This is a genomic window from Paenibacillus hunanensis (assembly GCF_014645615.1).
Classification (GTDB): Bacteria; Bacillota; Bacilli; order Paenibacillales; family Paenibacillaceae; genus Saccharibacillus; species Saccharibacillus hunanensis.
In genome coordinates, this window is record NZ_BMMB01000010.1 from 52,311 (window position 1) to 71,909 (window position 19,599).

The 19,599-nt window shown below is 47.9% G+C and carries 14 protein-coding genes; 2 read left to right on the forward strand and 12 right to left on the reverse strand.

Annotated features, from left to right (window positions below):
• Positions 1-433 precede the first annotated feature (433 nt).
• The 8 genes from IEX62_RS19845 to IEX62_RS19880 form a co-directional block, all read right to left on the reverse strand.
• Positions 434-1,936, reverse strand: coding sequence for an alpha/beta hydrolase family protein (locus IEX62_RS19845; RefSeq protein ID WP_188777522.1), 1,503 nt, complete (start codon positions 1,934-1,936; stop codon positions 434-436).
• Between the two features lie 223 nt (positions 1,937-2,159).
• Positions 2,160-2,807, reverse strand: a complete 648-nt coding sequence (locus tag IEX62_RS19850) for a response regulator (protein WP_229685981.1) — start codon at positions 2,805-2,807, stop codon at positions 2,160-2,162.
• Positions 2,807-3,871 carry a sensor histidine kinase gene (locus tag IEX62_RS19855; RefSeq protein ID WP_229685983.1) on the reverse strand — a complete coding sequence of 355 codons (1,065 nt, stop codon included), beginning with the start codon at positions 3,869-3,871 and terminating at the stop codon, positions 2,807-2,809. The genes IEX62_RS19850 and IEX62_RS19855 overlap by 1 nt, the downstream gene beginning before the upstream one ends.
• 5 nt (positions 3,872-3,876) lie before the next feature.
• Complete coding sequence (locus IEX62_RS19860) at positions 3,877-4,335, reverse strand: GAF domain-containing protein (protein ID WP_188777526.1); 459 nt, start codon at positions 4,333-4,335, stop codon at positions 3,877-3,879.
• A gap of 49 nt (positions 4,336-4,384) precedes the next feature.
• Positions 4,385-5,065, reverse strand: coding sequence for a respiratory nitrate reductase subunit gamma (narI, locus tag IEX62_RS19865; RefSeq protein WP_188777644.1), 681 nt, complete (start codon positions 5,063-5,065; stop codon positions 4,385-4,387).
• Positions 5,058-5,636, reverse strand: a complete 579-nt coding sequence (gene narJ / locus IEX62_RS19870; RefSeq protein ID WP_188777646.1) for a nitrate reductase molybdenum cofactor assembly chaperone — start codon at positions 5,634-5,636, stop codon at positions 5,058-5,060. The genes narI and narJ overlap by 8 nt, the downstream gene beginning before the upstream one ends.
• Complete coding sequence (gene narH, locus IEX62_RS19875) at positions 5,629-7,209, reverse strand: nitrate reductase subunit beta (protein ID WP_188777528.1); 1,581 nt, start codon at positions 7,207-7,209, stop codon at positions 5,629-5,631. Before narH ends, narJ begins: the two co-directional genes overlap by 8 nt.
• Entirely contained in the window at positions 7,199-10,873 is a 3,675-nt protein-coding gene (locus IEX62_RS19880; RefSeq protein WP_188777530.1) for a nitrate reductase subunit alpha, read from the reverse strand. The genes narH and IEX62_RS19880 overlap by 11 nt, the downstream gene beginning before the upstream one ends.
• A gap of 564 nt (positions 10,874-11,437) precedes the next feature.
• Between IEX62_RS19880 and IEX62_RS19885 the strand changes: the two genes are divergently transcribed.
• Positions 11,438-11,872, forward strand: coding sequence for a hypothetical protein (locus tag IEX62_RS19885; RefSeq protein WP_188777532.1), 435 nt, complete (start codon positions 11,438-11,440; stop codon positions 11,870-11,872).
• 83 nt (positions 11,873-11,955) lie between these two features.
• Entirely contained in the window at positions 11,956-12,390 is a 435-nt protein-coding gene (locus IEX62_RS19890) for a hypothetical protein (protein WP_188777534.1), read from the forward strand.
• Between the two features lie 179 nt (positions 12,391-12,569).
• On the opposite strand, the gene IEX62_RS19895 is transcribed toward IEX62_RS19890, so the two are convergent.
• The 4 genes from IEX62_RS19895 to IEX62_RS19910 form a co-directional block, all read right to left on the reverse strand.
• Positions 12,570-14,585, reverse strand: coding sequence for an alginate lyase family protein (locus tag IEX62_RS19895; RefSeq protein ID WP_188777536.1), 2,016 nt, complete (start codon positions 14,583-14,585; stop codon positions 12,570-12,572).
• Positions 14,586-14,706: 121 nt separating this feature from the next.
• A complete protein-coding gene (locus IEX62_RS19900) occupies positions 14,707-16,101 on the reverse strand; it encodes an ABC transporter substrate-binding protein (RefSeq protein ID WP_188777538.1) in 1,395 nt (464 codons plus the stop codon).
• A gap of 119 nt (positions 16,102-16,220) precedes the next feature.
• Positions 16,221-17,822: a response regulator gene (locus tag IEX62_RS19905; protein ID WP_229685985.1), complete on the reverse strand. Its 1,602-nt coding sequence runs from the start codon at positions 17,820-17,822 to the stop codon at positions 16,221-16,223.
• 2 nt (positions 17,823-17,824) lie between these two features.
• Positions 17,825-19,597, reverse strand: a complete 1,773-nt coding sequence (locus IEX62_RS19910) for a cache domain-containing sensor histidine kinase (protein ID WP_188777542.1) — start codon at positions 19,595-19,597, stop codon at positions 17,825-17,827.
• Between the last annotated feature and the right edge of the window lie 2 nt (positions 19,598-19,599).

A 19,599-nucleotide genomic window follows, 5' to 3' on the forward strand; every position in this document is an offset into this window, starting at 1 on the left:
ACTCTCGACTGTTCTGTTTTCGTAAGGCAGACATGTTGACACGATAGTGCTGTCATATGAACATTGCTGCGCTTGAGCATATAAATATGGGTAGACCAAGCACATACTCGCGTACAGATAAGCTCGGCGTTTTGCTGGAGTATAGATCTTCTATTCAGCTCATCTACCTTGTGCGAAAGATCACATGCACCGCTATAACTTTATTCATTCCTATCTGCTTACTCTTCCCTCTCATTGTAGAATTTTGACGACAGGTTGGAATATAGGGGAGTACCCTGACTATGCAGAGGGAATGCCCGTAACCGCAGTAAGGGATGAAATGATCGTATACACAGACTGAATCGTTCGTTTATTTTGGATATAAAAAAACCTGTCATGATGACAGGTCTAATGAGCATTTTCTATTCCAGCCTCCAGCTAACGTTATGCTAAGCTAGCGCGATACATTGATGAATTTCACTTCGGAAAAGCGGCGATTCGACTTTTCAAGTAATATGCTCGGTTGATTTTTTAAATAGTGATCGAAGAAGTCTACCATATAAGCATTCGTGATCTCATTCGCTCGATCAGGTGTCATTTTGCCCGTAGCCCCAATTAGCTTAAAGCCAGGAGAGACGAGCTGTACATCGGTAAAATTAAGATGCTCTGTATTCGCTATGGCGATCACCCCTCCACCTGCTGCGACTGCTTGTTGCATCCGCTCTAGTTCCAGCTGCTTATCGTTCATCATGCCATCCTCCCACTCTCTTGTGGAGCCCTTCTGTTCCAGCTCTATATCTGTATAGACGTGGTGATCGATCACCCTCTGTATCTCTTGCTCATTACTTGCCGAGTTGATGAATAGGAAGGGTTTACGTAGAGCCTCTCTGTCATGCAATCGATATAGACCTCCATCCAGATCAATACCGGCTGTAATACGCGGATCATATGCGGCATCGTATGCAGTCGCTCCACCAATGGAATGACCGAATATGCCAACATGCTGGAGATCAAGCCTCCCCTTGAGCGAACTGGTGACTTGCCCAGATTGAAGCAACTGTAATTGATCCAATACAAATGTCACATCATCGGTTAGTATCTGCCCCAACTTGTCACGTTGCTCGCTTTCGGTCTTATAGTCATGACTCGGTGAAAATAACTCGTCACTTCTATTCGTGATTATGCTCCCGTCTGGAAGCTGCGTGGCAATGGTATTATCGGTATGGTCGATAACCGCTACTATATATCCATGACTTGCGAGCTCCTGTGCTTGCACTGTATGGAAGAATCGAGAAGAGCCATTCCCAGGATTCCCGATAATAAGCGGATAGGTCTGCTGTGCTGAAGCGACTTCTACGTCTGCATACGCATAACTGGACACATATTTTAAATGCTGAAAAGTAAACTTAGGCAATCCGTAATACTGAGCTATATAAGGCAAAATCGCAGGGTCGGCAATCCATGGCCTATACGCTCCCTGACTCGCTTGAGCTGGATACCAAATCTGAACGATTAGCTCTCGATTGCTAGTTCCTGTCGGATCAAATGGCTCTTTTCGATTCATGTCTACAAAATGAAACGTCTGTGTGCCGACCTTGAACTCACCTGTTGGTGCTGGCAAGCGAAACACAGGGAAGGCATACAATAACCCTGCTGTCACAATAAACTGCAATACAATAACTAGATAAAAGAACTGCTTCAATCTGCGCGGAATAGTAAATGATACTCCTTTTACAAAATAACGACATCCGTTAATCATAACCAGTATGATCGTAGTGCCATAGAGCAAAAGCATCTGTATTCGGTACCCTTCTACGATCCACTGTAATACGAGTATAACGAGCACAATGATACTACCAGCTCCAAGCAAGGCTTTACGACGTTTAGGATAAAACACAACCATGCATACAAACAATACGATAGTAGACAGAACAAGCAACAGCTCGAATAACCGCATCTCCATTCTCCTTTGCATGCTCATTTTCATATTGCTATGATCTCGCTTAATAATTACAGTAAAGCTAGATGGTATACCAACGTGTACCACCGCTACACTCTATGTAAAGACAGCATTTAAATCCAAAATGTATCCATTACATTGAACGAGCAATAAAAGAACAACAAAAAACCACTGGTATGTCCAGTGGCTCTGTAATGTTCTCGCTCTTACCATTCCAAGCTTAAAAGTCCAAAATCTTCTTGCGCAGCGCATACTCCACCAGCTCAGGACGACTTTTTAAGTTGAGCTTTTCCATAATTTTGGCTTTATGCGCTTCTACCGTTTTCACCGAAATGAACAGCTTCTCCGCTACATCCTTATTACTGTAGCCCTTAGCGACCAGTGGCAAAATCTCCAGTTCACGACGCGACAGCACCTCATACACATCCTCTGAATCCGCACTTGTATTCGTCTTAACAAATTCGCGCACGAGCGAGGTAGCGAGCTTCGGATGAATGTACGTGCCTCCTTCGTGAATCGTACGAATCGCCAATAGCAACTCCTCATCCGGTGCATTTTTCAAAACATAGCCAGACGCGCCATTGCGTAGAACGTGAAACAGATATTCTTCATCATCATGCATCGTCAGAATGAGAATACGCGTATCTGGATAATCCTCCTTGATCTTGCCGGTAGCGATCAATCCGCTCTCACCTGGTGGCATACTCAGATCCATCAGCAAAATATCCGGCCCATGCTTCGCCACCATCGTATAAGCCTCGATGCCATCTGCTGCTGTGCCGACGACCTCCATATCAGGTTGAAAATTTAAGATCATCGCGAATCCACTGCGGACGATCGCATGATCATCGGCAATTACGATTTTCATCATTGTCCCTCCCCGTGCGTGTTGCTAATAATCGGAATATCCAGCGTAATGCGTGTGCCTTTACCCTTTTCCGAATAAATACTTACCTTACCGCCCACCAGCTCAGCACGCTCCTGCATTCCATACAGACCAAGCCCGGTGCCGATCGGATCATCCGCTGGATCAAAGCCATTACCGTGATCCTCTATGATTAGCCATATCCGTCCATTTTCCTCGCGTAGCATCAGCTCAATATGATCCACATCAGCATATTTGAGCGCATTCAGAATCGCTTCCTGTCCAATCCGGTACACTACGGTCTCCAGCTCACTGCCATAACGCTGCTGATCCAGATTCGATTCAAAGCCAATCGTGACCCCATAGCTTTGCTGAATCCGTTTAAAATGCGAGCGAAACGCTGCCTCCAGACCAAAATCATCCAGCGCCGCTGGACGTAGCTCAACTGCCAGATTCCGAATATCATCCAGTAGACGTGTCATCGATTCCTCGGTTTGACGCATTTTCTTGAGCAGCTCTTCTTCACCGGTCATATATTTGAGCACACGCAGATCAATGACCGCGCTCATCAGCTCCTGTGCGACACTATCATGCAGCTCACGTGAGATACGGCGGCGCTCATTTTCCTGCGCATGAATGACATGCTTCATCATCTTATTCTGGTAAAAGCTTTCCTGTGTCTTGAATTGCTGCGATAGATCGCGCAGCATCAATACATGTACGTCCTCATCGGCAAGCGTATGGTACGAAGCTGCATACGGAATAACTCCTTTGCCAACTGTATCCAGATACACTTGAAATGATGAGAATCGCTCGGACTCTGGATTGGTAAAGTAGCATGCAATACACGTACGCAATTCTGTTTCGCTCATATAGCCACGGCATACACGACAGATCGTCTCTGCATGTCCTTCATACAATTGGCGTAATACCTCATCGTCCACAATGCGTTCTGCTGCCGGATTCATGTACAACACCCGACCAGCTGTATTAAAAAAGAAAATCGCTTCCCTGCTCTGACTGTACAGCTTGCTCATTAGTCGATTGATCTGTTCTTGCTCATGCATGGGTTTCAACTCGGGGTGTACTCCTTTCCATTCAACGCTCCGATACCAAGATGCGCCAGCTCGTTCAGCTCCTGCATCATCTGGAGCGTGACACGCTGATCATTGCGATATCCACCTAGCAGCACACCGGCGACACGGGTATCATTCCATACGGGAACTGCACCGAGACTTGTTAGCCGTTCGGTACGAATGATCGGATAGTTAAACATCGCATCTCGTGGCACATCCTGCTCTACCGAAGCGAACATGAATGGCTTGCCTGTTTTGAACACCATACCGGCGATACCACGTCCGCTTTGTAACACAATATCCTTAAACCGCTCGTTCAGATTACCGGAAGCGTACTTCCATTTGATCACATAATGATATTCTGCGGGCTCTGCCAGCGCTAATGCCATAAAATCATAGCCGAACAACGCACGAATCTCATCCAGCTCTCGCTGGTAATTCACTTTATCGTTCATTCACTCGCGCTCCTAATACAAGAGGGAAAGAAGGCAGCGCCCACTTTCCTCAGCTCGATTTATGTCTTCTATAAAGGATATAACTTCTACCGATATAATTCAATGGAACACTCCACACATGCACAAGACGTGTAAACGGCCAGAAGGCGAAAATAGCGAATCCAGTCAGCGCATGAATTTTGAACGAAACGGGTACATTTCGCATGAGTGACGCATCCGGCTGTAGGATAAATAATCCACGGAACCAGATCGAAATCGTTTCCCGATAATCAAAATCGGGCTGTACTGCATTGGTGAATAAGGTCGCATACATACCCATGAACACAATGAATAGCAGCAGCGTATTAACTACAAGATCGGATGCACTGCTCAGCTTACGCACACTGCGAATCGTAAAGCGGCGTGAAGTAAGGATCAGCATACCAATCAGCGTAATCACACCGAACAGACCACCGCCATATACCGCGCCCATATGATACAGATGCTCGCTCACACCCATCGCCGTCATCCATGAAGCAGGAACGCCCAGACCGACCACATGCCCCATAATGACCGGAATGATCCCGATATGGAACAACATACTACCCAGCATCAGCTGTTTCTTTTCAATAAACTCACTCGACTTGGCTGTCCAGCTAAACTGATCGGTACGATATCGGAAAATATGTCCTACCACAAAGACAACCATACATGCGTACGGGAAAATCACCCATAAAAACTGCTCAATCATGTTCACTCACCGGCTCCCCCTGTGTGATGCATGCCTTCAGCGTATGACGTAGCGCCCGCACCAGATGTACATATGGACTATTGTACTTGCCCAGTGCCTGCACCAGATGATATGTGCCATCCTCCAGAATCGCCATCGGCATACGGAGATTTTGCGCAGCCGATGGATGTCCACGCCAGTCAGCGGCATACAGGAATTCGCACATGAGCGGCAAGTAATCGGGCAGTTCCTCATCAGGCATTTCGAGCCCAAACATTTCGTATAATAGCTTGAGCTTGGCAAGCATCTGTCCACGCTCACGCGCTTCTTCGAATTTGAAATACGTCATATACAGCGCACAGTCCTTCTGAAAATCAAACGTCTCTGTATACATCTCCTGAATCTGCTCCATACTGCGCTCCTGCATAAGCTTCCAGTATCGCTTCGCCTCCTCCGCACCCGGATGATCCGGTGCAAAGGATTCTTCCAGCAGCTGTGGATGAAAATCCAGCTTCTCCGGGTACATCAGCTGACGTGCAAAAAAGTGAAACGACGGCTTATAATACGTATATAGCTGCTCCAGATTAATCACGCCAGATCCCTCCGTAGAAATTCTCTTCATAGATCGTTTTCCCATCCTTATCGCGTCCCGGGCTAAACGAATCAACAGCACTACAGCCGCTACAGCCACCATCCATACCCGTCCCCATATTGCCCATAATATCGCCAAAGCCAGCTGAGCCTTGAGCACGGTATGGATTCATATGCCCTTCCTTGTGCGAGGTCGGAATGACGAACCGATCATCATATTTTGCAATCGCCAGTAGACGGTACATTTGCTCGGTTTGACGTGCGGTAAGCCCAACACGCTCCAAACGCTGTTCATCAAAACGATCTCCGGTCAGCTTAGCGCGCATGTATGAACGCATCATTGCCATCCGTTGCAGTGCTTCTTTAACCGATTGACTATCTCCTGCGGTCAGCATATTGGCAAGATATTGAATCGGTGTACGCATCTCCTCAATCGCCGGGAAAATCAGATCGGGATGTTCAATCGAATCTTTACCTTCAAAATAATTCATAATCGGGCTCAGCGGCGGTACATACCAGACCATTGGCAGTGTGCGATACTCCGGATGAAGTGGGAACGCCAGCTTGTATTCAATCGCTAGCTTATACACTGGCGAATTCTGTGCTGCTTCAATCCAGTCGGCAGTGATACCATCCTTTTTCGCCTGTGCGATAATGTCAGGATCATTCGGGTTCAGGAACAGCCCGCATTGTGCTTCATACAAGGCTTGCTCATCCTGAATCGATGCGACCTCCTGTACACGATCCGCATCATACAGCAGCACGCCGAGATAACGAATACGTCCGGTACAGGTTTCTGAGCAGACTGTTGGTAAGCCAGCCTCGACACGTGGGAAGCAGAATGTACATTTTTCGGCTTTGTTCGTCTGCCAGTTAAAATAGACCTTTTTGTACGGACATCCGGTCATGCAATAGCGCCAGCCGCGGCAAGCCTCCTGATCGACGAGCACGATACCATCCTCATCGCGTTTGTACATCGCACCGGATGGGCATGAGGCGACACAGCTTGGATTTAGGCAATGCTCGCACAGACGAGGCAGGTACACCATAAATGATTTTTCAAAGTTAAACTTGATCTCTTCCTCAATCTTCTCGATATTTGGATCAAGCGGGCCGGTAATATGCGCTCCTGCCAGATCATCCTCCCAGTTCGGGCCCCAGTTCACTTCCATCTTTTCGCCCGTCACAGCGGAATGTGGACGTGCTACCGGAGAATGCTTTTTCTCCGGCGCTTGGGTCAAGTTCTCATAGTTATATGTCCATGGCTCGTAGTAGTCCTTCATTTCTGGCATATCCGGGTTATAGAAAATTTTACCGAGTGCGACTTTGGACAGCTTATTGCCGGATTTTAGCTCCAGCTTGCCTTTACGAAGCTGCCAGCCACCCTTATAAATGCTCTGGTCTTCCCAGCGCTTCGGATAGCCGATACCGGGCTTGGTCTCTACATTGTTAAACCACATATATTCGGCGCCCTTGCGGTTGGTCCAGGTCGTTTTGCACGTCACACTACAGGTATGACAGCCGATACATTTGTCCAGATTCATGACCATGGCGATTTGTGCTTTAATCTTCAAGCCAGTTTACCTCCTTCATTTTGCGAACAGCGACGTATACGTCACGCTGGTTACCGATCGGGCCATAGTAGTTGAATCCATAGCTGAGCTGTGCGTAGCCGCCTACCATTTGCGTCGGTTTCATATGAATGCGAGTCGGCGCATTATGACTGCCACCACGTGTATCGGTAATTTCCGAGCCAGGCACGTTGATATGCTTGTCCTGCGCATGATACATGAACATCGTGCCGCGTGGCATCCGATGACTGACCACTGCGCGTGCGGTTACCACTCCATTGCGGTTGTACACTTCCAGCCAGTCGTTGTCGTTAATATCGCTGGATGCTGCATCTTCATTGTTAATCCAGACGGTAGGCCCGCCGCGGAACAAGGTGAGCATATGCTGATTATCCTGATAGGTGGAGTGAATATTCCATTTGCCATGCGGTGTTAGGTAACGCAGTACGAGCGAATCCTGACCGCCCTTGATCTCACGATCACGTGGGCCGAATACCATCGGTGGCAATGTCGGCTTGTACACTGGCAACGATTCACCAAATTGCTCAAAAATCTCATGATCAATATAAAAATGCTGTCTGCCCGTCAGTGTACGGAATGGAACCAGACGCTCAATATTCGTTGTAAATGGAGAATACCGTCTGCCCTGCTTGTTCGAGCCACTGAATACCGGCGTTGGAATCACTTCACGCGGCTGTGACGTAATACTCTGGAATGTAATCTTTTCTGCTGCACGATCGGCAGAAATGTCGCGTAGCTCCACCCCATGATCAGCTTCGGCTTGCAGGTATGCCTTTTGCGATACCCGACCATTCGTTGCTGACGATAGATGCAGAATCGTATCGGCTGCCTGACGTGCTGTTTGTAGCTTGGGCAGACCATTCTTGATCGTTTCATCATAATGCACGCCGTTGAGCAGCTTCAGCTCTTCGTATTCCTCGGCTACGGAGAAGTTCACACCGTGCGCGCCTGCTTTACCTGTTAGCAGGTTCGGGCCGAGCGAGGTGAATTTATCGTGAATTTTGGTATAATCGCGTTCAACGATGCTAAAGTTCGGCATTGTTTTACCTGGCTTCGGTTCAATCTCACCTTTCACCCAGTCCTTCACTATGCCCATCGGCTGTGAAATCTCACCCATCGAATCATGCCCAAGCGGTGCGGTTACAAGGTCTTTGTACACGCCTGGCAGATGCGTCTTCGCCATCTCTGAGAACGTTTCGGACAGACTACGGTAAATGTCCCAATCCGAACGTGCTTCCCAGAGCGGATTCACCGCCGGATTGAACGGATGTACAAATGGATGCATATCCGTAGAGGACAGATCGGTCTTCTCATACCAGGTGGCTGCTGGCAGGACGATATCGGCATACAGTGGTGTCGTTGTCATACGGAAGTCGAGCGCTATCATGAGATCAAGCTTGCCCTCTACATCCTCACGCCATACGATTTCCTCTGGCTTCTGCTCTTCATTGGGACGAGCGATCAGATCATCCGATGCACCGAGCAGATGCTTCATAAAGTATTCCTGACCCTTTGCCGAACTAGAGATCAGATTCGAGCGCCAGATGAACAGAGAGCGTGGGAAGTTCTCTGGTGCGCCGGGATCTTCTATAGCAAACTTTGTCTGACGTGAAGTCACCTGCTCAACCGCATGCTTAACAATCTCTTCGTTCGAGGTCTTGCCAGTGCGCGCCGCTTCCTCTGCGAATAAAAGACTATTTTTATCAAATTGCGGATATGATGGCAACCAGCCCAGACGCGCAGCTAGCACATTGTAATCAGCAGGATGACGATAATGCACTTCATCGCTCGTCGGTGATTGAAGTGAATCCGTACCACTTTCCTCATACCGCCACTGCTCGGTAGCAAAATAGAAGAACGAAGTCGCATTTTGCAGCCGTGCTGGACCCTGCCAGTCCTTAGCAAATGCCACTGTTGACCAGCCTTCGATCGGACGGCATTTTTCCTGTCCAACATAATGCGCCCAGCCGCCGCCATTTACACCCTGTGAAGCGGTCAGTACAACCAGATTCAGAATCGAACGGTAGATCGTATCACTATTGAACCAGTGATTAATGCCTGCGCCCATAATAATCATCGAGCGCCCACCTGTATCAAGGGCATTTTGCGCAAATTCACGTGCGACCTGTACGACTACCGAAGCCTTCACGCCTGTCACTTTTTCCTGCCAGGCGGGTGTGTACAGCGATTCAGCATCATCATAGCCTCGTGCATTATATGGGCTGTCAATCCGTGGTACACCATATTGACTCATCATCAGATCATAGACTGTGGCGATATAACGCTCACTGCCATCCGCCAGCGTGATTCGGCGTGCAGGAAGCGTCCGTGTAAACGTACCATTACCACTGTTATCAAAATAAGGGAATACGATCTCCAGCCACTCATGCTGCTGGCTTGTCATACTGAGCGCAGGCTCGATCACTGTTCCATCCTCACGCTCTAAAATAAGATTCCACTTTACATCCTTTTCCCAGCGTTGACCCATTGTGCCATTTGGCACAAGCAATTCCGCAGCAGCTTCATCATAGATAACAGGCTTCCACTCCGCATGCTCACTATCCTGTCCAATATCGCTGGCACGTAGGAAGCGTCCACCTTTCAATCCATCGCCATGCGGCTCTAATAAAATAACAAACGGCATATCCGTATACTGCTTCGCATAATTTATAAATAGCGGTTCCTGCCGCTGATGATAAAATTCATCCAAAATCACATGCGTCATCGCCTGCGCAATCGCGGCGTCTGTACCTGGATGCGGCGCCAGCCAGTTGTCGGCAAACTTCACATTTTCCGCTAGATCGGGAGCGACAGAGACGACCTTCGTTCCTTTGTAGCGAACCTCAGTCATAAAATGGGCATCTGGTGTACGAGTTAACGGTACATTCGACCCCCACATGATCAGATAGCCGGCATTGTACCAGTCTGACGATTCCGGTACATCCGTTTGCTCGCCCCAGATTTGCGGTGATGCAGGTGGCAAATCGGCATACCAATCGTAGAAGCTCAGCATCTGCCCACCGAGTAGCGAGATAAAGCGTGCTCCAGACGCGTAGCTGACCATTGACATCGCTGGAATCGGTGTAAAGCCTGCGATACGATCAGGGCCATATTTGCGAATCGTATAGATTAGCTGTGCAGAGATCAGATACAGCGCATCATCCCAGTTCACACGCACATGACCGCCTTTGCCGCGTGCTTTTTTGTATTGACGTGCCTTGTCTGGATTCTCCACAATGCTTGCCCATGCTTCAATCGGATCGCTGTGCTGGGCAAGTGCTTCCTTCCATAGTCGCATTAGCTTGCCGCGCATATATGGATATTTGATCCGTAGCGGACTATATTCATACCACGAGAAGGTAGCGCCGCGTGGACAACCGCGCGGTTCGAATTCTGGCATATCCGCACCGCAGGATGGATAATCGATCTGCTGATTTTCCCAGGTGATAATGCCATTTTTGACGAATACTTTCCAGCTGCAAGAGCCGGTGCAGTTCACACCATGGGTCGTACGCACGACCTTGTCATGTGACCAGCGCTGGCGGTACATATTTTCCCAGTCTCTATTTTTCTCCTCCAATACCGACCAGTTGCCAGAATAGCTCTCAATCGGCTTGAAGAAATTCAATTTGTATTTCCGTTTCATATAAATGAACACTCCTTTTCCCATGTTCGAATCAACAAACATGGAGTTCAATGAAAAGTGGCAGTCTGAAGCCTATTCCGGTATGTGTTCCGTAAAGGCTATGGTTCGCAAATCACCTGGTGCTATGAACAAGCTCTATGTTTTCATTATGATCCGATGGTGCATTGGCGGACATTAGGGAATTCCCTGTTCCGGTCGGGAAATGTCCTGATATGTCGAATGTGACTCGATCTTCTATCTTCTTCTATCTGTTGCAGAGTTATGTACCATAATTACAGAGGTATCCAAATAAATAGATGAATGATCGTAATAAAGTTCCAAAATATAATATCTTTTTCTAGCAATAAATGGTAAATTATAATTGATATCCCAAATCTCTATCCGCGATAGCCACGATACCTTCATAAAGGATGTAGCTCAGCAGGTAGTAGTTTTAGACGGGGATCGGAAGGGAGTTTTGTAAGCGTTATCTTTTGAATAGGAAATGATGGTGAGCGAGGTTGATCGGTCGTACGATTCTGGTTGGCTAGGGCAAAGCCACTTCATCGCAAAGGAGCTACATTTATGAAGGTTAAGCGACTGCTTGCTTGTATGTGCAGTTTAATGCTTGTTCTGACTTGTGTACCGTCTGCTATCCATGCCGAGGAGCAAACAAATGCGGTTCATCCAACACTCATGGGGGAAATGGACGGATTTGTCCGTTTAAGAGGCCCCGATAATATTGGTTATATTACAGGCATCGGCTCGACCGGGAATACGAACTTGTCGCTGGATCTTCCCGTTCCTGAGGGGGAGAGTGTTATTTTGTCGTATGAATGCTTCAATTATCAAAAAGGAATCTGGGAGCCGCGCGATGTCCGTATTATCCATGGCCCATCAGGCGGATTTGAAGGCACACTAAAATCTGATTTTGAACTTGGCTATTTCCGTATTGCTATCAGCTCGACGTATGAGTATATGCCCTCCGGGTATTATCATGCCGAGTTTGTTGCCTGGTAACCGCCGTGATCGTCTTGTCCTATCCATGGTTTCATCGTTTCATACTTTGGCATGACAAAGGAGAATGTAGGATGAAGATCAAAATGGTACCCATGATGTTGGCAGTGCTGGCGATGTTGTTCAGTTTGACCATTGCTCCCCTATCTACCTATGCAGCCTCTTCCTCCGATACCAATCGGCAAGCAAGGTTATTTGGCGAAGTCGAAGACACTTTTACTATTGGTAATAACGAGACCCATCGCGTTGGGCCTCTCGCTTCGACTGGTTATGTGAATGTGTGGCTTACATTTCCGCTGGCGGCAGGTGAAAGTCTGAGCTACAAGTATGAGCGTTACAATGAAGAGACTGATACGTGGCAGGTGGTGAACAGCTCCAGTGTGACCGGTCCTTATTCACAATACTTTTTCACTACGAATGATCCTGGATATGACCAGCTCGGCGTCTATCGTCTTGTCTTTACCGCCAACGTAACGGAACCGATAGAAGTATATCTGTACGGCGAATACATGGCATGGTAATGGGGCTTCGTATCATTCCATTCCTGAGATTGTAGCATTGTAGTAGCACATAGTCAGCGTTTCATATATCACAAAAAGAGGGCTAGCACCGATACCGATGCTAACCCTCTTTGCGATTGCTCTTTTCGATTCCTCTTTCTGATTTTGCGCACAACGATCCTATCTAATAGCTAGTAGACTCAGGATAAATTCCAGCTGATCTGCTGCTCATCCACTCGAACCTGTAGCTGTGATGTATCGTTATACAGTACAAGCTCCAGACCTTGATCCCTATTAAATTGCAGCTTATCGACTACCCATACATTGGCTGGATCAGATCGATGATCATCTGGAATAACTACGGTAGCGATGCCAATCGCTCCATAACTACGAATACCTGCATCGATAATGGAGGTCGGCTGCTTTTGTCCATAGATTGGGGATACCCAGCCTTCTTCGGATACAATGTGCAGCTTATGATCTAGTTGCTCCATGGATGGCTGTTCACCTGATGTTGCTAGCGCCCAATACATTCGTGCTGACAGTTCATTTTGCGGATAATCGAGCTGTACTGCCGGTACGATACTCATATCATGGACATCTGTTACTTCTACGTTTACGTCGGATGGGTATTCAGCATTTGAATCAGTCGTAGTCATCACGCGAGCTACAGCATCAGGATGTAGCTGGAAGCGCTGGTGTACCTCATGTTCTGCCTGCGCGTCCATCCAATCGACGACGATAAGCAGTGGAACCTGCTTGCCCATCACCAGCCAGCGACGATGCTGAACCGGATCATCCAGACGCATATACCCATCATGAATCGCATCGACCAGCTCATAGTTCGTATGCTTCTCTCGTCGTAACGTCTGACAGGCAGCTGCTGGCTCTGCCCATGCTTGTGTAGAAATATAGGCTGTCTGATCGACACCATCAATCATAATCGTATTATGTGCAGCTGTGCTTTTAAAATAATGTCGCCAGTAGCCTTCCTCATACGTATAACGACCCGGATCGACGAAAAGCAGCTGCCGCTGCCAGTACCATTCAAAGTTCAGCGCATCCGCATGTCCATGCGCTCCCCCCATCGGCGCCGCATCAAAAAATAAATGCTGACCCGGTGACTTCATCATATAATAGCCCGTTTTCGGAAAATCAATACTTTCTACGTCCACCAGCTCCGTCTGCTGTAGCGCCTTATACTTCTCAAAGGTCTCCGCACCAAACATCCATAAAAAATCTGGACTCACTTCACCACGCACGAGTAGATGCTCATCATCCAGAATACCGCCCAGCATGGCGACCCGCGCTCTACCATTACTCACCCATTCCGAATCCCCGATCGCAGTCGAACGATTATCCGGACGAATCATCGCCAGTGTGAATGTAGTCATACGATGCAGCTGCTGCCCATAAGCGGTTGGAAAAGGAAAGCCTGCCAGTCTTCCTAACAAATACGGCGTACCAAACATCTCGATGCTCGCATCATGGTAATGCGTCGTCAGCTCGCTTTGAATCCCCTCCTCACCGATCTGATGGTACTGACAGAGCTGTAAACGCTCTGTTGCCAGCTGACGCCAGTAGGGTGCTCTCGGATGTTCACTATAGAAGACACCGATCATGAACAATCCCTGCATATGCATCATCGCATGGTTAATTTCCGTTTGCCCGAGATAAGAGGTCAAATATACAGCATGCTGCTCCAGCGCGACTAACAACTCAGCCGTAAATGCTTCGTCGATCTGCTCACTGCGCTGCATATACGCATACGCGGATATCCACGACTGTACACGCAAGCCCGTTTCCAGCAGCCGCCACGGCCCAGGTAATTGGAAAAATGTCGCTTCCTCGTATGGCATCGATGGCTGAGGCGGTGGATTCTGCACACACCAGCTGCGAAAATGGCGAATGTACGTCTCTACATATTTTTCGTCGCCTGTCATCAGGTATGCTTTGCCTAGATCCAGCATATGCCAGTGACGATTGATTCCCCATGTAAATTCAGGATCAAGCGATGGATTATACAGCCAGTCTACCGGATCGCCCATCGGAATCCAGCGTGTCAGATCATTCGTATAGGGCACCATAAACAGATCAAGACACGCCTGATCAGCAATTTGTAGCGTATCCGTAGCTTGCTGTGGATAGTATGTTCGATAAGCCGAAGCTGCCTGTTCTAACTCGTCTGCGTTCAAATAGTATGTTCTTGCACTCATCGCGTAGTCGTCCCCTTCCGATTTGCCAGATTGACGTGCAAAGGACTGACCCCAAGCATAGAGCTGTAGGCCAGTCCAATTCCATTTTCATTCGTAAACGTATTCGTACTTCTAAGTTGGCTTATTCGTCCTTGGACAGCTTGCCTTCCAGCTTCGCGGAGCTAAAGCTTGGGTCTGCCTTAATCGTAGTCAAGCCGGAATCTCTAGCTTGCTTGAGTGCTGCATTGTAGCGTGTATTAAGATCATTAATAATTCCATCCACATCGCCACCAGTCAGTACATATTTAACAAAGTCTTCTGTCCATTTTGGCCCTTCGACCTGACTTTCGGTAGCAGACAATGGGTTCGCAGGATACAGTGCATCGTATTTACGAGGCAGGAAGCCAGCAATACCCGGAATCGTCGGTTTGGTTGCATGCTCCAGTACCGTAGGGATCAGCGATACACCATACCCATTTTCATAATATTTCGTTTGCAGGTCTGTGCTGTACACATAGTTCATGAATTTCCATGCTGCATCTTTGTTCGGTGAATCTGCGCTAATACCGATATAGGAACCACCGATCACCTGTACTGCACCTACAATTTTGCCATCCTTGGTTGGCGGTGGAGCCGCAGCCCATTTGACCTGAGTTGGGAACTGATCTTTGTATACGCCCGGCTCGCCTGAGTGGTTGAAGTACATGCCGATCTTACCCTGTGCGAATTGTGCACGCAGCGGATCGATATCCAGACTTTCTACGCCTGGCAGCATGCTACCATCCGTCATCATCTGACGCATAGCCAGCGCGATATCCTTGTACATGCTGAAGTCGAATTCACCTGTCACATAATTATATCCGTCCACGCCAGTCGTTACACCAGCAGGCCCTACGGTGTTTGCCGGACGTCCGAATCCGCTTACACCTTTCAGGGGACTTGCGAAGCCATAGATGCCTTGAGCTTTACCCATGTCGGTAATTTTCTTCGCATCCTGAACCATTTCATCCAGTGTTTTTGGTGGAGCCGAGATGCCCGCCTGTTTGAACAGGTCTTCGTTGTAGATCAGGCGCCATGTTTGCCCTGTGTTTGGCAGGGTATAAATTTTGCCGTCAATTTCATTTTTATGATCAATAATAACGTCCTTGAACGTTTGCTTCATTTCATCGCTCATGTAATCGTTAATCGGTGTCAGATAGCCTTTCTTCACATACGTTTCAAAATCATCAATTTGCAGTACGTCCGGTGCTTGCTTACTTGCAAAGGCGATATCGACCGCCTGCGGGTAGTTGTCACCCATCACATTCATATCGACTTCGATGTTATCCTTGTTCGTCTTGTTAAACTCGTCTACCTTGCTCTGCATAAACTCAGCATCATGACGATCCGGAGTCCAGTATACAATTTTAGTTTTGCCACCACTTGATGCGGATGATGAAGAAGTGCTACTGTCTGTTGAACTCGAATTAGAAGAACAGGCAGCCAGTGCTACGACGAGCATTGTACTTCCCACGACTTGTAACCATCTCTTCTGCATTTGCAGTCCCCCCGGATTATGTTTTTTTGGGAGATGAGTCATTCACCTCTTGCTACTAAGAATAACGGGTAAAATCTCACATGTGAGTATGGTATATCGACTACAGTGGGGTGGGAAATTCATCTTTTCTTGGCATTCTGCTGTTCAAAATAATGCTGACGGAACATCGATGGCGTCATGCCGCAATGCTTTTTGAACATTTCGCTAAAATACGGCCGATCCTCATACCCGAGCTTGGAGGAAATGAGCTGCACCTGCATGCCTTCTAACAGCCACTCTTTGGCTTTCTCAATACGCAGAGTAGTCACATAGTTCGCCAGTGTCATCGATGTCTCGCGCTTGAACAGATTTGCCAGATAGCTTGGACTCAAATGCACTGCCCGTGCACAGCTATTTACCGTCAAATCACTGTCCAGATGATCCTCAATATACTGCTTCACCTGATGAATGACGCGCGAATATTCTTTGTTTTGCTGACCGCGAATACATTCACAGCAAAAGGAGCAAAATTCAGTCGTACGATTCATCCATTCGGCAAAGGTCAACAGTGGCAAGCCTTGGATATCTGACAGGCGCTCTGCCAGCCCGTCACATGGCATGCCCTCCAGCACCTCAAGCATCGTCCGGTAGACGGTCATACAAAGCGTTTTGAATTGCTGCACCATCAGCTCAGGGCGGCAATAATCTGACTGCGACATCCATTCTAAAAACAGCTCATCCAGCCTGTATTCGGTTTGCTCGGTATTGCCAGAGCGCAGCGAATAGAGCAGTGCCTTTTCCTTCTCCGGTGCATAGCGTGGGATATCGCTTGTCTGCTGTGTACGTTCATAGCTGTAACAGCCACCAGTAGAGCTGTAGAAACGGTAGCCAAGCGCGCGATCTGCCTCCTGATACGCATAGGCTAGCTGCGCCGGGCCTTCCTGCACAGTGCTATAGCCAAGCGAAATTGGGCCTGCGCCATCGCCCTCGATACAGGCGGCTGCTTCCTGCCATAGCGCTTCCATATCGAGCGAGCGAGAGGAGGGAATCAGCACGACGATGCGCTGACTACCATCATGCAGTACGATCCCTTCCTCTCGTTCCTCTAATATCTCACGCAGGGCTGTGATCGTATGCTCACTAATCTTGGCAGGTGATTTCTCCTTGTTGCCACCTGGCTCGGCATCCAAAATAAGCGTGCGATAGTCTGGAAGCATTTTGTGTAGCTGCCAGTTGTTCCACTGCTGCTCGGTGTCAACCGAAGGCGCTCGATGAAGCAGCTTACGCAGGAAATCATCGCGCTGATGGCGACGATTTTGCAGTATCTCCATTTCTAGCAGACGCATTTTGGTTGCCTTCTCCGATTCCTCAATGATCGCTTCACGCACCTTCACCACACTCTCAACCACCTGCGCTGGTGTAAAAGGCTTCGATAAATAATCAAAAGCGCCGAGACGTACAGCCTCCTGCGCATAGGCAAAATCGTTAAACCCGCTCATGAAAATCACCTTGCTCGGCAGGTGTTCCTCTATCATTTTGCGGATCATATCACAGCCGCCTAGATGAGGCATACAGATGTCAGTCAGGACGATATCTGGACGTAGCTCGCGGATCATCTCCAATCCGCGCTGCCCATCCTCTGCCGTTCCTACAATCTGAATGCCATGCTTCTCCCAGGGAATCTGGTAAGCAATCCCGTTAACAACCATCTTAATATCGTCCATCACACACATCGTCAGCATACTCACAGACCTTCCTCCCCGTGAAATGGAATCGTGATCATTACCGTTGTCCGCACATCCGGCGTACTTTCAAAAGACATCGATGCTTCATCCCCGTAATTCAGACGCAAGCGACTATAAATATTGTACAGCGCATAGCTCGCATGCTTTTGCAGTGGCTGTTCCAGCGTCTGATTCATGACATCTGCATCCAGCCCATGCCCGTTATCCGACACGCTAATTTTAAGATCATTGCCTGTTATCATCGCTTCAATATCAATATGACAGGGCCGCTCCAGATTTTTAAAGCCGTGCAGAATGGAATTCTCAACAAGTGGCTGTAGCATAATTTTCGGTAATAGAGCATCCTGTACCGCTTCATCCATCTGGATCGTATAGGTGAACATGTCCTCGTAGCACTGCTGCTGAAGCAGCATATATTGCTCGACATGGTTCAGCTCCTGCTTGAGCGATGTCATTTCCTGACCGTTATTCAGTCCAAGCTTGAACAGAAGCGACAGCGAGACGATCATCTCTCCTACCTGCTCACTTTGACCAAACTGACTTTTCCATAAAATCGTATTGAGCGTATTGTACAAAAAGTGAGGGTTAATCTGCGCCTGTAGCGCCTTGATCTCATACCGAAGTCGCTCCTGCTCGCTGATCGTATTTTCCTCGATCAGATTCTCAATCTGCCCCATCATCCGATTGAAGCGATATCCGATCACACTCACTTCATCCTCATACTTACTAGTGAAGCGCGCATCCAGATCATTATTTTCCACACGCTGGATAATGCGATACAGCTTATTCAAGGGACTTAGCAATAGCCGGGTCAACAGACTGGAGAACATAAGCGCGATGATCATACAGACGATCATAATCACCAGAATGAGCCAGCGAATCTCACGCATCTCTCCTAGCAGATTCCCTTTGGACTGTACGGCGACAAGTGACCAGTTCTCATCCAGATTCAGGCGAGCATGGTTGACCAGCTGCTCGTCTTCATCATTATGATATGAAAAGGCACCCTGCTGCTGGCGTCCAAAATCCTCCAGAAAAGCAGTGGTGCTAAAATCGGTCGGTGCCGGACTCACACCTGGCAATATGCTCTGACCATGCTGATTCACTAAAAATAATCGAATCTGATCATCCAGCAGATTTTCCCGAATAATATGATTAAAATAGTCCTCACTAAAGTTAACGATAAGATATACATCGGACAGATTATAGCTATTCGTAATCGAGTTCCGTAGCGGACGCACAAGTAGAGTTACGACTTGCTTTTCCCCCTGAAATATTCCATCCTCATGACCGGATATCCAGCGCACATTCCATGAACGATCCTCCATATCCTTCCCATACAGCTGTCGAAATGAAGAATCGCCCATTAATGCATCCTGAGTGGAATAAAAGTCACCAATTGGCGTAGCCAGCAGCACGGAATCGACTGCTGGCTCGATTTGCTTGAGCTGGGCGAAGGGTGTCTGCATCAGCGACAGATCGGTATAAAATCGCGAGCCGTCTTTATTACGCACATCGGTCATCACCCGGCTATACGTTTCACTCATCATGAGCGAGTAGCTCGCTACAATCATATGACGCATGCTCTCATCCAGCGTTTGTACCGTTTTATTCAGCATCGTCTGCTTGAGCTGCAAGGCATTTTGCTCGATCACCTTGGCAGCAAAATTATAAGCAAAGCCTCCGGTGGCACTGATACACAAAAAGGTGAGCAATATATACAAAATATGAATGCGACTTTTGAGCGATAGCTTGTAAAACCCCTTGCTCATTC

Excerpts from the sequence above, each read along its gene's own strand:
- IEX62_RS19845 (WP_188777522.1), bottom strand. The coding sequence starts at position 1,936 with ATGCGGTTATTCGAGCTGTTGCTTGTTCTGTCTACTATCGTATTGTTT.
- IEX62_RS19850 (WP_229685981.1), bottom strand. The coding sequence starts at position 2,807 with ATGAAAATCGTAATTGCCGATGATCATGCGATCGTCCGCAGTGGATTC.
- IEX62_RS19855 (WP_229685983.1), bottom strand. The coding sequence starts at position 3,871 with ATGCATGAGCAAGAACAGATCAATCGACTAATGAGCAAGCTGTACAGT.
- IEX62_RS19860 (WP_188777526.1), bottom strand. The coding sequence starts at position 4,335 with ATGAACGATAAAGTGAATTACCAGCGAGAGCTGGATGAGATTCGTGCG.
- narI (WP_188777644.1), bottom strand. The coding sequence starts at position 5,065 with ATGATTGAGCAGTTTTTATGGGTGATTTTCCCGTACGCATGTATGGTT.
- IEX62_RS19880 (WP_188777530.1), bottom strand. The coding sequence starts at position 10,873 with ATGAAACGGAAATACAAATTGAATTTCTTCAAGCCGATTGAGAGCTAT.
- IEX62_RS19885 (WP_188777532.1), top strand. The coding sequence starts at position 11,438 with ATGAAGGTTAAGCGACTGCTTGCTTGTATGTGCAGTTTAATGCTTGTT.
- IEX62_RS19890 (WP_188777534.1), top strand. The coding sequence starts at position 11,956 with ATGGTACCCATGATGTTGGCAGTGCTGGCGATGTTGTTCAGTTTGACC.
- IEX62_RS19895 (WP_188777536.1), bottom strand. The coding sequence starts at position 14,585 with ATGAGTGCAAGAACATACTATTTGAACGCAGACGAGTTAGAACAGGCA.
- IEX62_RS19900 (WP_188777538.1), bottom strand. The coding sequence starts at position 16,101 with ATGCAGAAGAGATGGTTACAAGTCGTGGGAAGTACAATGCTCGTCGTA.
- IEX62_RS19905 (WP_229685985.1), bottom strand. The coding sequence starts at position 17,822 with ATGCTGACGATGTGTGTGATGGACGATATTAAGATGGTTGTTAACGGG.
- IEX62_RS19910 (WP_188777542.1), bottom strand. The coding sequence starts at position 19,597 with ATGAGCAAGGGGTTTTACAAGCTATCGCTCAAAAGTCGCATTCATATT.